This window comes from Mesorhizobium sp. YL-MeA3-2017, assembly GCF_030814575.1.
Lineage (GTDB): Bacteria > Pseudomonadota > Alphaproteobacteria > Rhizobiales > Rhizobiaceae > Mesorhizobium > Mesorhizobium terrae.
Genome location: NZ_JAUSVH010000001.1, coordinates 5,359,890 through 5,372,439, shown reverse-complemented (window position 1 = coordinate 5,372,439; position 12,550 = coordinate 5,359,890). Strand labels below are relative to the sequence as shown.

At 64.0% G+C, this 12,550-nt stretch carries 11 protein-coding genes; 3 read left to right on the top strand and 8 right to left on the bottom strand.

Annotated features, from left to right (window positions below; all coding sequences use genetic code 11):
• Positions 1 to 3: 3 nt before the first annotated feature.
• Positions 4 to 1,539: an exopolyphosphatase gene (gene ppx, locus QFZ88_RS25450; RefSeq protein WP_024924873.1), complete on the bottom strand. Its 1,536-nt coding sequence runs from the start codon at positions 1,537 to 1,539 to the stop codon at positions 4 to 6.
• Positions 1,539 to 3,734, bottom strand: a complete 2,196-nt coding sequence (locus QFZ88_RS25445) for an RNA degradosome polyphosphate kinase (RefSeq protein ID WP_024924872.1) — start codon at positions 3,732 to 3,734, stop codon at positions 1,539 to 1,541. The genes ppx and QFZ88_RS25445 overlap by 1 nt, the downstream gene beginning before the upstream one ends.
• 145 nt (positions 3,735 to 3,879) lie before the next feature.
• Here QFZ88_RS25445 and QFZ88_RS25440 point away from each other — a divergent pair, with 145 nt between their 5' ends.
• Positions 3,880 to 4,125 carry a zinc-finger domain-containing protein gene (locus QFZ88_RS25440; RefSeq protein WP_024924871.1) on the top strand — a complete coding sequence of 82 codons (246 nt, stop codon included), beginning with the start codon at positions 3,880 to 3,882 and terminating at the stop codon, positions 4,123 to 4,125.
• 22 nt (positions 4,126 to 4,147) lie between these two features.
• On the top strand, positions 4,148 to 5,356 hold the full coding sequence (locus QFZ88_RS25435; protein WP_036254816.1) for an FAD-dependent monooxygenase: 1,209 nt from the start codon (positions 4,148 to 4,150) through the stop codon (positions 5,354 to 5,356).
• A 27-nt stretch (positions 5,357 to 5,383) separates the two neighbouring features.
• On the opposite strand, the gene QFZ88_RS25430 is transcribed toward QFZ88_RS25435, so the two are convergent.
• The 5 genes from QFZ88_RS25430 to QFZ88_RS25410 all read right to left on the bottom strand — a co-directional run bounded on the left by QFZ88_RS25430 (position 5,384) and on the right by QFZ88_RS25410 (position 10,485).
• The gene (locus QFZ88_RS25430; protein ID WP_036254813.1) at positions 5,384 to 6,079 is read right to left on the bottom strand and encodes a TIGR02117 family protein; all 696 of its coding nucleotides are present in this window, start codon (positions 6,077 to 6,079) and stop codon (positions 5,384 to 5,386) included.
• Positions 6,080 to 6,190: 111 nt separating this feature from the next.
• The gene (locus QFZ88_RS25425; protein WP_024924870.1) at positions 6,191 to 6,994 is read right to left on the bottom strand and encodes an amino acid ABC transporter ATP-binding protein; all 804 of its coding nucleotides are present in this window, start codon (positions 6,992 to 6,994) and stop codon (positions 6,191 to 6,193) included.
• Positions 6,995 to 7,040: 46 nt separating this feature from the next.
• Positions 7,041 to 8,198, bottom strand: coding sequence for an amino acid ABC transporter permease (locus QFZ88_RS25420; RefSeq protein WP_024924869.1), 1,158 nt, complete (start codon positions 8,196 to 8,198; stop codon positions 7,041 to 7,043).
• 4 nt (positions 8,199 to 8,202) lie between these two features.
• Positions 8,203 to 9,390 (bottom strand): amino acid ABC transporter permease, encoded by a 1,188-nt coding sequence (locus QFZ88_RS25415; protein WP_024924868.1) that lies wholly within the window; start codon positions 9,388 to 9,390, stop codon positions 8,203 to 8,205.
• A 63-nt stretch (positions 9,391 to 9,453) separates the two neighbouring features.
• Positions 9,454 to 10,485, bottom strand: coding sequence for an amino acid ABC transporter substrate-binding protein (locus tag QFZ88_RS25410; RefSeq protein WP_024924867.1), 1,032 nt, complete (start codon positions 10,483 to 10,485; stop codon positions 9,454 to 9,456).
• Between the two features lie 401 nt (positions 10,486 to 10,886).
• Here QFZ88_RS25410 and QFZ88_RS25405 point away from each other — a divergent pair, with 401 nt between their 5' ends.
• Positions 10,887 to 12,053 (top strand): cystathionine beta-lyase, encoded by a 1,167-nt coding sequence (locus tag QFZ88_RS25405; protein WP_024924866.1) that lies wholly within the window; start codon positions 10,887 to 10,889, stop codon positions 12,051 to 12,053.
• Between the two features lie 46 nt (positions 12,054 to 12,099).
• Here the strand turns inward: QFZ88_RS25405 and QFZ88_RS25400 are convergent, their stop codons facing one another.
• Positions 12,100 to 12,483: a hypothetical protein gene (locus QFZ88_RS25400; protein ID WP_024924865.1), complete on the bottom strand. Its 384-nt coding sequence runs from the start codon at positions 12,481 to 12,483 to the stop codon at positions 12,100 to 12,102.
• Positions 12,484 to 12,550 lie beyond the last annotated feature (67 nt).

Genomic DNA, 12,550 nt, shown 5'->3' with positions numbered 1-12,550 from the left:
GCGCTACTTGGCCACCACGCTGGGGCCGCCCTCGACGGCGAGGATAAGGCGGCGGTTGGTGATCTTGGCGAGTTGGGCGAGACGCCCGGCCGGGCGTTCGCCGTAAAGGTCGGCAAGATCGGCCGGGATGATCAGCGCCAAGGCACCGTTGCCACGACTTTCCCAACACAACCGGGGCATGACGCCCGGCATCGAAGCGGTGAGCAGATAGACCACCCGCATCATCGCCGCCAGGATGCGCGCCCGCTCCAGATAGCGCGGCGTCGCCAGCGCCTTGATCTCAGGCGCGATGTTTTCGTTGAAGACACCTTCATGGCGATAGGCATTGGCCAGCGCCAGGAAGGCGCGGCCGGGGTGGTCGACGCCGATGAAGGAGGCATGCGCGATGATGTTGAGCGATTGCCGCCCGCGATATTCGGGATGCGCACGCCAGCCGATATCGGCAAGCAGGCAGGCCGCGCGCCGGTAGCGTGCCTCGTCCGCCGTCTCGTCAATGCCAAAGGTCTCGAAGGCCTTGCAGGTCCAGTCGACCAGTTCATGCGCGTGGGTGACCGAACGCGAGCGCAGCTTGGCCAGTTCCTCGGCCGCCGAAATCAACGGGTCGGCCTTGCGCTCGGTCTCGTCGAGCAGCGAATAGAGATAGCCTTCGCGCACGCCGATCGCTGAAACGATAATCTTCGACGGCTGCATGTCGGTGAGGATTTCCTGCAGCACGACGGCGCCATAGGGCAGCAGCGAACGGCGGTTCTTCGACACGCCCTCGATGCCCTTGACCTTCTCGACATCGCCCCGGGCGACCTGCTTGAGGAAGGCGATGGCGCTGTCGATCTCGATCTCGTAGTGATGCATCACGCCGAGCGGATAGTTGTTCATCTCCATGTGGAGGCGCGCCAGATTTCGCCAGGTGCCGCCAACGGCGTAGAAAGCCCTGCCCTGTCCGCCCTTCAGAAGCTTCGCCTTGGCCAGTTCGATCTTGGCGATGCGGGCCGCCTGGGCGAGCGAATTCCTGGCCATGTCCTGGAGGCGCAGGCCGCCGAGCGGCAGCGTGATGCCCTCGCCGATCACCTCGCCATCGATGTCGACCAGTTCCAGGCTGCCGCCGCCAAGGTCGCCAGCGATGCCGTTGGCGGGATGGAAGCCGGAAATGACGCCGAGCGCCGAATAATAGGCCTCCTGGCGGCCACTCAGCACATGGACCTCGGTGCCCAGCACCTGTTCGGCGCGGTGGATGAAGTCCGGCCCGTTGACGGCCTCGCGCGCGGCGGCTGTTGCCAGCACATACATGCGCTCGGCGCCGGCCTGCTCTGACAGCGCGCGGAAGCGGCGGAATTCCTCCATCGAGCGGGTGACCGCCTCCGGGTCCAGCTTGCCGGTAGAGACGATGCCGCGACCGAGGCCGGCCAGCATCTTCTCGTTGAACAGCACGGTCGGCGAGCGCGCCAGCCCCTCATAGACGACGAGGCGGATCGAGTTGGAACCGATATCGATGATCGACAGCGGGCGGCGGTCCTGCAGCCGTCCCTGGGACACGGCCATCATCAGCCGGCCATGTCCTTCTTGCGGCGCTTGAACTGCGCGATTCGCTTGGGCGCGTGCGATTTCAAGGCATCACCGCGTCCCGACAGGCTCGGATTCGTCATGAAATATTCCTGCGCGTTGAACGGTTCCTCGCCCTCGTCGGGCACGACGCGCCGCGAGGTACCATCGGCCAATACTTCGAAACTTTGCTGGTTGTCCATGATGTTGCCCAGCATGATCTGGCCGAGGATCTGTTCATGCACAGTTGGATTGGTGATCGGCACCATGCATTCGACGCGCCGGTCGAGATTGCGCGGCATCAGGTCAGCGGAGGAAATGTAGACGATGGCGTCGTCGGACGGTAGCCCGTGGCCGTTGCCGAAGCAGTAGATGCGGCTGTGTTCGAGGAAGCGGCCGATGATCGATTTGACACGGATGTTCTCCGAAAGCCCCGGCACCTGTGGCCGCAGGCAGCAGATGCCGCGCACGACCAGGTCGATCTCGACGCCAGCACGGCTGGCATCGTAGAGCGCGTCGATGATGGTCGGATCGACCAATGCGTTCATCTTCATCCAGATGCGCGCCGGGTGGCCGTTGCGGGCATGTTCGATCTCCTCGCCGATATGGCCGAGGATGCGGCTGCGCAGCGTGTAGGGCGACAAGGCAAGGCGCATTTCGCCAGTCGGCTCGGCATAACCGGTGATGAAATTGAAGATCTGCGCCACGTCGCGCGCGATGCCTGGATCGGTGGTGAAGAAGGACAGGTCCGTATAGATGCGCGCGGTGATCGGGTGATAGTTGCCGGTGCCGAGATGCACATAGTTGCGCAACCGCCCGTCCTCGCGCCGCACCACCAGCGACATCTTGGCGTGTGTCTTCAGTTCCAGGAAGCCGAACACCACCTGCACGCCGGCGCGCTCAAGGTCGCGCGCCCAGCGGATGTTGGCCTCCTCGTCGAAACGCGCCTTCAATTCGACCAGCGCGGTGACAGACTTGCCGGCCTCGGCGGCATCGACCAGGGCTCGCACGATCGGGCTGTCGTTGGAGGTGCGGTAAAGCGTCTGCTTGATCGCCACCACTTCCGGGTCGGCCGTCGCCTGGCGCAGGAACTGCACGACCACGTCGAAGGATTCGTAAGGGTGATGGACGACGATGTCCTTCTCGCGGATCGCCGCGAAGCAATCGCCGCCATGCTCGCGAATGCGCTCGGGAAAACGCGGATTGTAGGGCACGAATTTCAGATCGTCGCGCGCCACAGAGACGATTTCTGAAATCTGGCTGAGCGCCAGCGGGCCGGTCAGCACGCTGATGCGGCCGGACGAGACGCCGAGTTCGCCGGCGACGAAATCGCGCAATTCCTCGGGCATGGAATTGTCGAATTCGATGCGGATGACGGAGCCCCGGCGCCGGCGCTTCAGCGCTGTCTCGAACAGGCGCACCAGATCCTCGGACTCTTCCTCGACCTCGATATCGCTATCGCGGATGATGCGGAAGGTGCCCGATCCCTTGACCTCGTAGCCCGGGAAAAGCTTGCCGATATAGAGGCCGACCACCTGCTCCAGCGAAATGAAGCGGACATGGCCCTTGCGGTCCGGCAGGCGAACATAACGCCGCAGCGCCTGCGGCAGACGCAAAAGCGCGCTCATCGCCTCGCCGTTCTTGCGGTGCCTGAGCTGCAGCGCGATGGAGAAGCCGAGATTGGGAATGAACGGGAACGGGTGCGCCGGGTCGATCGACAGCGGCGTCAGCACCGGAAACACCTGCTCCTGGAAATGGTCTTCCAGCCAGATCCGCTCGTCCTTGGTCAGCGCGTCGCCGGCGATCGTCTCGATGCCCTGCTTGTTGAGCAGCTCCATCAGCGCCGAAAGGCTCTTCTGCTGGTCTTCCTGCAACCGCTCCACTTCGCGCAGCAATTGCTCCAGCTGCTGCTCGGGCGTGCGTCCGTCTGGGCTTTTCAGCACGATGCCCTCGCGCACTTGGCCGGCGAGGCCGGCGACGCGCACCATGAAGAACTCGTCGAGGTTGGCGGCCGAGATCGACAGGAAGCGGACCCGCTCCAGCAGCGGGTGATGCGGATTGAACGATTCTTCCAGAACGCGGCGGTTGAACTGCAGCCAGGAGAACTCCCGGTTGACGAAGCGGTCGGGATTGCCACCCTCGACGCTTACCGTCTCGACGTTGATGAAGTCGGCCTGGACCGGCTTGAGTTCGTTCATGTCTCTTGTTCTCTCCCGAGGCGCGCGCCGCTTAACCGGCTCAATTTAGCGTGTGCCATCCTTTTGCGACAGTTTCATTTCATCGAACTTGCAAAGAGCACGGATATGCTTCAAACGCATGTCGTACGCGCTGAAGGAGACGAAAATGGCCGGCGGTTCCATCCCCCACTTCCAGAACGACGCGGGGCACGCGGCAATCGAGATCGGCGTGCGGGAATTCATGTGCGTCGGCGCCAACCCGCCCTTCGACCATCCGCACGTTTTCCTCGACCTCGGCAGCGACGACGAGAAGGTCTGCCCCTACTGCTCGACGCTCTATCGCTATTCGGCCAAGCTGAAGGCAACCGAAACCGTTCCGGCCGGCTGCCTCTATATCGACCGCGCCGCCTGAGGCGGCTTCCAGCCCGAGCCCGATGATGGAGGCACGCCGCCGCATCGTGATCGCCGGCGGCGGCATTGCCGGGCTGACGGCCGCTCTGGCTTTCGCGCAGCGCGGTTTCGCGGTCGACATATTCGAACAGGCCGAACGCATCGAGGCGGTCGGCGCCGGCCTCCAGCTCTCCCCCAATGCCACCCGCATCCTGGTCAGGCTCGGCGTGCTCGAGCGCCTGCTGCCGTCGGCGGTGCGGCCAGAGGCTGTGGTGCTCAGGGATGCCGCCGCGTTGAAGGAACTGGCGCGCGTGCCGCTTGGCTCCTCCGCCGAACAACGCTGGCAGGCGCCTTACCTGACCGCCCATCGCGCCGACCTGCAAGACGCGCTAGTCGCCCAAGCCGGCGCTACCGCCGGCATCCGGCTGGTGACCGGCGCGCGCATCACCTCGGTCGAGACCGGCAATGATGGCGTGACCGCGCGGATCGAGCGCGATGGCAAAACGGACACGGCGCAGGCAGACCTCGCGGTCGGTGCCGACGGCGTCTGGTCGGCGATGCGCCGGCGCGACGGCCTTGCCGGCAACAGCCGCTTCACCGGTGAGCTTGCCTGGCGCACCACCGTGAAGGTGGAGAGCGCGGCCGGCCGGTTGTTTGCGACACTCAGCACCGACGGCTGCGTCAACGCCTTCCTCAATCCGCATTTCCATCTGATCGCCTATCCGGTCAGCGCCGGTGCGGCGATCAATCTCGTCGCCTTCACCAAAGGCGAGAGGATAGCCGAAGGCTGGTCGGGTCGAGGCGATCCGTCGATCCTGGCGAAAGCGATGAACGGCGCGGCGCCCGGCTTGAGGCAACTCATCGACGCCGCCGGGCCGTGGCTCGCCTGGCCGCTCCATGCGGTCGACCAGCGCGCCGCCTGGACCGACCCGGCCGGGATCGCGCTGATCGGCGACGCCGCGCATGCGATGACGCCCTTCGCCGCGCAAGGCGCCGGCATGGCGATCGAGGACGCAGCGACGCTGGCCGCGAGCGTTGCCGAAACGCCAGGTGCGATGGGCGAGGCGCTGGCCCGCTGGGAACTGCAGCGCAAGCCGCGCGTCGCCAAGGTGACCCGGCGCGGCGCGCTCAACCATATGGCCTGGAACGCGGCGGGGCCGGTCGCGCTGGCGCGCAATATGGTGCTCAAATTGCGCTCGGGCGAGCGCCTGGCCGCCGATCTCGACTGGCTCTATGGCTGGCAGGCGCCGTAAGTCAGGTATCCACACGCGGAAACTGCCCTATGGGCGTGCTGTCCGGGCCTGATCGTGGTTGTAGAGCTGCATCGAGAGACCAAGCGACCATGGCAGCGGGTTCCACCAGCCGGTCCTGAGACCGGCGATGCGCAACGCTTTGGCGGTCCAGGTGTTGCAGCCGACAAGCGCGTTGAAGGCGCCATTGGCTTCATAAAACCCATCCGTGGCCGCATAGCCAGCACCCGGAATGAAAACCGGGCCACCCTGTCCGCGCGCGAAACTCGCCTCGATGAAATCGAGCAGAGCGGAAAAACGCGGCTCGGAGATATCGTAGCCGGCGACGGCCGGATGCGGTTCGGGAATGGTGCCGGCGACGTCGACATGCATGACCGAGGCATCCATGGTCAGAGCTTTCAGGACCGGCGCTGGTTTCAGCTGCGACCAGGTTGGCGTTTCCAGATAAAAGGCACGACCGCCCCAGCCGAAGACCAGATAGCGGACGCCCTCGCCGCCTATCGGAATGCCGTCCCCGGACAAGAACCGAAACCGCTCCAGCAGCGCGGCATCGACCGGGATGGCGATGTCGGTGTGGATCGGATTTGAGAGGACATAAATGCGGCGCGTCGCCTGGCCACCGCCGTCGTCGGTACGCCAAAGCGGGCGCGGGAGCAGCGTGCCGAGCGCGGCTGCAACGGCAACCAGCGCCAGAAGCCGGACGATCCAGCGAACAGCCGTTCTCACCGTTGCACCTTCATCATGATCCTGTCCGACATGACGGCTCGGCCGACCGGCGGCCAACAAAAAGGCCCCGCCGGCAAGCGGCGGGGCCCGATCTGAAAAGCACCAAGGCGATCAGTGCAGGATCTGGCTGAGGAAGAGCTTGGTGCGCTCGTGGCGCGGGTGGTCGAAGAACTCGACCGGCGTGTTCTGTTCGACGATCTGGCCCTGGTCCATGAAGATCACACGGTTCGCGACCTTGCGCGCAAAACCCATCTCGTGGGTCACGCACAGCATCGTCATGCCTTCCTCGGCAAGACCGACCATCGTCTCCAGCACTTCCTTGATCATTTCGGGATCGAGCGCCGAGGTCGGCTCGTCGAACAGCATGATGCGCGGGTTCATGCACAGCGAGCGCGCGATCGCCACACGCTGCTGCTGGCCGCCCGACAGCTGGCCCGGATATTTGTGCGCCTGCTCCGGGATCTTGACGCGCTTCAAGAAATGCATGGCGGTCTCTTCCGCCTGCTTCTTCGGGATCTTGCGCACCCAGATCGGCGCCAGCGTGCAGTTCTCCAAAATCGTCAGATGCGGGAACAGGTTGAAGTGCTGGAACACCATGCCGACCTCGCGGCGCACCTCGTCGATCTTCTTCAGATCGTTGGTCAGCTCCTTGCCGTCGACGATGATCTTGCCCTTCTGGTGTTCCTCCAGCCGGTTGATGCAGCGGATCATGGTCGACTTGCCCGAGCCCGACGGACCGCAGATGACGATGCGCTCGCCGCGCATCACCTTTAGATTGATGTCCTTCAGCACATGGAACTCGCCATACCATTTGTGCATGCCGACGATCTCGATGGCGACATCGGTGTCGGAGATATGCATCTTGTTGGTGTTGACCTTCAGCTCTTCCGCGCTGACTGTATTTTCTGTGGCCATAAGCCGAGTTCCCCTTGATTGATTCCTGACGGTGACCGGCAGGCGGTCAGCGTTTGTAACCGGTATCGAGCCGGCGTTCCATGAAGATAGAATAGCGGGACATGCCAAAGCAGAACAGCCAGAATACCGCCGCCGCGAAAATTAGGCCGGAAGCCGGCGTCTGCGGCGTGGCCCAGTTGGCGTCGGAGAAGTTCTGGCGCACGACGCCGAGCAGGTCGAACATCGAGATGATGTAGACCAGGCTGGTGTCCTTGAACATGCCGATGAAGGTGTTGACGATGCCGGGAATGACCAGCTTCAGCGCCTGCGGCAGGACGATGAAGTACATCTTCTGCCAGTAGCGCAGCCCGAGCGAATCGGCGCCCTCGTATTGTCCCTTGGGGATGGCCTGGAGGCCACCGCGCACCACTTCCGCCATATAGGCGGCGGCAAACAGCGACACGCCGATCAAGGCTCTCAGGAACTTGTCGAAGGTGACGCCCGCCGGCAGGAACAGGGGCAGCATAACGCTGGCCATGAACAGCACGGTGATGAGCGGCACGCCGCGGATCGTCTCGATGAAGATCACGCACAGCATCTTGACCACCGGCATCTTCGAGCGCCGCCCGAGCGCCAGAAGAATGCCGATCGGCAGCGAAACGGCGATGCCGACGAAAGACAGCGTCAGCGTGACCAGCAGACCGCCCCACAGCGGCGTCTCGACATGCGGCAGGCCGAACATGTTGCCGACCAGAAGGACGAAGGCGACGATCGGCAGCACGAAGAAGAGCAGAACCGCGTTCAGGCCCTTGCGTGGCACGCGCGGGATCAGCAGCGGCACCAAAAGCGCCACGAACAGAACGGCGGCAAGGATGGGACGCCAGCGCTCCTCGAACGGATAGCGGCCGAACATGAACTGGCCGAATTTGGCGTTGACGAACGCCCAGCAGGCGCCGGACCAGCCGTCCGGCTGCACGCCGCCTTGCGCGACCGTGGCGCAGGCCGTGCGGTCGGCGCCGGACCAGACCGCGTGGATGAAGGCCCAATTGATGAGCGGCGGCAGGATCATGGCGACCAGAAAAAGGCCGATCACGGTCAGGATCGAATCGCCGACCGAGGCGAACAGGTTCTTGCGCACCCAGGCGCCGAGACCATATTCGCCGGCCGGCGCCGGCATTGGCTGCGCCATCTCGGTGCGAACCCAGGAAAGATCGCTCTGTGCCATGGGCCTACCTCTCCACCAGCGCCATCTTGGCGTTGACCCAGTTCATCACCGCGGAGGTGATCAGGCTGAGGCCGAGATAGACCGCCATCATGATGAGCACGCATTCGACCGCCTGGCCGGTCTGGTTGAGCACCGTGCCGGTCGTTGCCGTCAGGTCCGGATAACCGATGGCGATGGCCAGCGACGAATTCTTGGTCAGGTTGAGGTACTGGCTGGTCAGCGGCGGGATGACGATGCGCATGGCCTGTGGAACGACGACCAGCCGCAGGATCGGCCCCGACCGCAATCCCAGCGCGCCGGCCGCTTCCGTCTGGCCGCGGCTGACACCCTTGATGCCGGCGCGCACGATCTCGGCGATGAAGGCCGCCGTATAGAAGGACAGCGCCAGATAGAGCGACAGGAACTCCGGCTTCACCTGGAAGCCACCCGTCAGGTTGAAGGTCGACTTCTTCGGCATGTCGAACGACAGCGGGAAACCGCTGGCGACAAAGGCGAGCAAGGGCAGGCCGACAATCAGCGCAACGGATGTCCAGAACACCGGGAACTGCTGGCCGGTCACCATCTGGCGCTGGCGGGCGCGGTGCGCCACGAACCAGGACATGGCGATGCCCAGCACCAAGGCGAGCAGGATCAGCCACGAGCCCTCGCCCCATACGGCGCGCGGGAAATAGAAGCCGCGACTGTTGAGGAACGATCCGAACGGCAATCCGATGCTGTCGCGCGGCAGCGGCAGTACCGACAAGACGCCGAAATACCAGAAGAAGATGACCAGCAGCGGCGGGATGTTGCGGAACAGCTCGACATAGACCGTGCAGATCTTGGCGATCAGCCAGTTTTTCGAGAGCCGGCCAATGCCGACGATGAAACCGATGAGGGTCGCGGTGACGATGCCGGCCGCGGCGACGATGGCCGTGTTGATCAGGCCAACGATGATGGCGCGGCCATAGGTCGAATCCGACGTATAGGCGATGGCACTGTCGGAAATGTCGAAACCGGCGCGCCCGTTGAGAAAGGCGAAGCCCGACGCAATGCGCAGACGCTGGAGATTGTCGATCATGTTGCCGACGATCCACCAGACCCCAAGTATCAGCGCCAGGGCGACGACGACCTGGACGAAGATGGCGCGAACCTTCGGGTCATTGATCAAGGAGCCCCGGCTGGGCGCCTCGCTAAGGACTTCCTGCGATGCCATTGGATCATCCTCTGGGTGAATTACCGGAAGGTGGACGAGCCACCTTCCGGACGGGATTCACGATCAGCGGATCGGCGGTGCGTATTGCAGGCCACCCTTGGTCCACAGCGCATTCAGGCCGCGCGCGATCTTGAGCGGGCTGCCGGCGCCGACATTGCGGTCGAACATTTCGCCGTAATTGCCGACAGCCTTGACGATGTTGACGACCCAGTCGTTGGTCACGCCAAGGTCGGTACCCAGCTTGGTGTCGGCTTCCTGGCCGAGCACGCGCTTGATTTCCGGACCGCCCGAGGCCTTCATCTCCTCGACATTGGCCTGGGTGATGCCGAGTTCCTCGGCCTGCAACATGGCGAAATAGGTCCACTTGACGATGTGGTACCACTGGTCGTCGCCCTGGCGAACGGCCGGGCCGAGCGGCTCCTTGGAGATGATCTCCGGCAGCACGACGTGGTCGGCCGGCGACGACAGCGTCAGGCGAATGCCGTAGAGGCCGGACTGGTCGGTCGTGTAAGCGTCGCAGCGGCCGGCATCATAGGCGGCGTTGACCTCTTCGAGCTTCTCGAAGACGACCGGGTTGTACTCCATCTTGTTCGCCTTGAAGTAGTCGGCGAGGTTGAGCTCCGTGGTGGTGCCGGACTGCACGCACACCGCGGCGCCCGACAGCTGCAGCGCGGAATTGACGCCCGGCAGCTTCTTGGCGTTCACCATGAAGCCCTGGCCGTCATAATAGGTGGCGCCGACGAAATTCAGGCCGAGCGCGGTGTCGCGGTTGATCGTCCATGTGGTGTTGCGCGACAGGAGGTCGATTTCGCCCGACTGCAGCGCGGTGAAACGCTCCTTGGCCGACAGCGGCGTGAACTTGACCTTGGTGCCGTCACCGAAGACAGCGGCCGCCACGGCGCGGCAGAAATCGGCATCGAGCCCCTTCCATTCGCCCTTGTCGTCCGGCGCCGAGAAACCGGCCAGGCCGGTCGAGACGCCGCATTGCAGAAAGCCCTTCGCCTTGACGGCTTCCAGCGTGGTGGCAGCAGAAGCCGCGGAAGCCATCAGACCGACGGTCGCTGCTGCCAGAATGCCGATTGCAATATGTTTCATGACCCACAGACCCTTTTCTGTTGATCGGGCGCATTCCCCGATTGTTTGTGCGAACACAGCCGGCCGTTCCAGCCCACTTCAGGAACGCGGCTTCAAAAGCCGGCGCACGAGCTGCTCCCGTTCACGAAAGGCATCGAAGGCGATAATTCCCGTGAGGTCAAGGAAAATGACCGAAAGGTGGCGGTCGGCAAGCAAATAAGATCGGGCGTCCGGCACAGATGCTGTCGCACCGCCGAACAGTTCGGCAGCTTGATGAAATTCCGGGTCGAAAACTGTGCAAAATCATAGCAAAGACCTGACCGTGCTTGGTCCATCCGAAGCGTGAAACTGGCGGTGTCCAGGCAGTTGCGCAGCCGTCGCTGGCGAACTATCCCTTCGGGACTTCAACTGGCGGCAGGATCATGACGAAGAAGAACGACAAGTGGGGCATCAACACGCGGCTTGCCCATAGCGGCAACAACCCGCGCGACTTCTTCGGTTTCGTGAACCCGCCCGTGGTGCACGGCTCGACCGTGCTCTACCCGGACGCCGGCACCATGGCGGCGCGCGGCCAGAAATACACCTATGGCACGCGTGGCACGCCGACGACGGACGCACTGGAAGCCGCCATCGACGAACTCGAGGGATCGGCCGGCACCATCCTGGTGCCGTCGGGCCTCGCCGCGGTGACCGTGCCGCTGCTGGCTTTCGCCTCGGCGGGCGACCATGTGCTGATCGTCGACAGCGTCTATCACCCGACCCGCCATTTCGCCGATAATATGCTGAAGCGACTGGGCATCGATGTCGAATATTACGCCCCGCATGTCGGCGCCGGCATCAAGGCGCTGCTGCGCCCCAACACCAAGATCGTCTTCACCGAATCGCCGGCCTCGAACACGTTCGAGATGCAGGACATTCCCGCCATCGCCAAGGTGGCGCGCGCCGCCGGCGCCGTCGTGATGATGGACAACACCTGGGCGACCCCGCTCTACTTCAAGCCGCTCGACCACGGCGTCGACATCTCGATCCATGCCGCCACCAAATATCCGGCCGGCCATTCCGACGTGCTGTTGGGTACGGTTTCCGCCAACGAGGCCTGCTGGCCGCGCTTGCGCGAAGCATTCGACGCGCTGGGCTGCTGCGCCGCGCCAGACGATGTCTATCAGGTGCTGCGCGGCCTGCGTACGATGGGCGTGCGGCTGGAACATCACAGCAAGAGCGCGCTCGATATCGCACGATGGCTGGAAGGTCAGCCCGGCGTTGCGCGCGTGCTGCACCCGGCGCTACCCAGCCACCCTGACCATGCGCTGTGGAAGCGGGATTTTTCCGGTTCGAGCGGTGTCTTCTCGATCGTGCTGGCCGGCGGCGGCCAGAAACAGGCGCATGCCTTCCTCGACGCGCTGAAGATTTTCGGCCTTGGCTATTCCTGGGGCGGCTTCGAGAGCCTGGCGGTTCCGGTCTTCCTTGGCGACCGCACCGTTTCCACCCGCTATGAAGGCCCGCTGATCCGCCTGCAGATCGGCCTCGAGGATGTCGCCGACATCAAGGCGGACCTGACCGCCGGGCTTGCGGCAGCGGCGTCGGCTTGAGGGCCAGAGCGGAGGCAAGCGGCGGCGTCGGCCTCGGTCGCGCCGCCTAGCGGGAAAAACTGCCGGCATTCCTGAGGGCGGCGACCAGCAGGCTGGTATGCCCCAGAATGTCGACGGAAGCTTGCGTCTGCAGCGGCAGATAGCTCCAGGTCTCCAGCGGCTCGATGAAACTGGCCAATGTGCCGTTGACCCGGCAGGTCTCCAGCGACTGGCCGTTCTTGGTCAGCGCCAGGATGCCGACCTCGCCGGTCGGGTAGCGAATGCCGGCCAGCCGCTGAAAGCGATAGTCGCCCTCGACCCGGACATCGAAGACGATCTGGCCCGCGGTGCGGCGGGCGACGTCGACGACTTTCTCCGAAAATCCGGACGGCAGCGCACTGGCGGTGCGCACCGCCATATCGAACAGGACCGTATCCAACTCCGCCGCCATGTCTCATCTGTGAAGAGCGTTTGAAAACAGGCAATTGGGCCAAGCATGTTATGCACAGCCTGCGCGC

Excerpts from the sequence above, each read along its gene's own strand:
- QFZ88_RS25410 (WP_024924867.1), bottom strand. The coding sequence starts at position 10,485 with ATGAAACATATTGCAATCGGCATTCTGGCAGCAGCGACCGTCGGTCTG.
- QFZ88_RS25445 (WP_024924872.1), bottom strand. The coding sequence starts at position 3,734 with ATGAACGAACTCAAGCCGGTCCAGGCCGACTTCATCAACGTCGAGACG.
- QFZ88_RS25400 (WP_024924865.1), bottom strand. The coding sequence starts at position 12,483 with ATGGCGGCGGAGTTGGATACGGTCCTGTTCGATATGGCGGTGCGCACC.
- ppx (WP_024924873.1), bottom strand. The coding sequence starts at position 1,539 with ATGATGGCCGTGTCCCAGGGACGGCTGCAGGACCGCCGCCCGCTGTCG.
- QFZ88_RS25425 (WP_024924870.1), bottom strand. The coding sequence starts at position 6,994 with ATGGCCACAGAAAATACAGTCAGCGCGGAAGAGCTGAAGGTCAACACC.
- QFZ88_RS25435 (WP_036254816.1), top strand. The coding sequence starts at position 4,148 with ATGATGGAGGCACGCCGCCGCATCGTGATCGCCGGCGGCGGCATTGCC.
- QFZ88_RS25415 (WP_024924868.1), bottom strand. The coding sequence starts at position 9,390 with ATGGCATCGCAGGAAGTCCTTAGCGAGGCGCCCAGCCGGGGCTCCTTG.
- QFZ88_RS25420 (WP_024924869.1), bottom strand. The coding sequence starts at position 8,198 with ATGGCACAGAGCGATCTTTCCTGGGTTCGCACCGAGATGGCGCAGCCA.
- QFZ88_RS25440 (WP_024924871.1), top strand. The coding sequence starts at position 3,880 with ATGGCCGGCGGTTCCATCCCCCACTTCCAGAACGACGCGGGGCACGCG.
- QFZ88_RS25405 (WP_024924866.1), top strand. The coding sequence starts at position 10,887 with ATGACGAAGAAGAACGACAAGTGGGGCATCAACACGCGGCTTGCCCAT.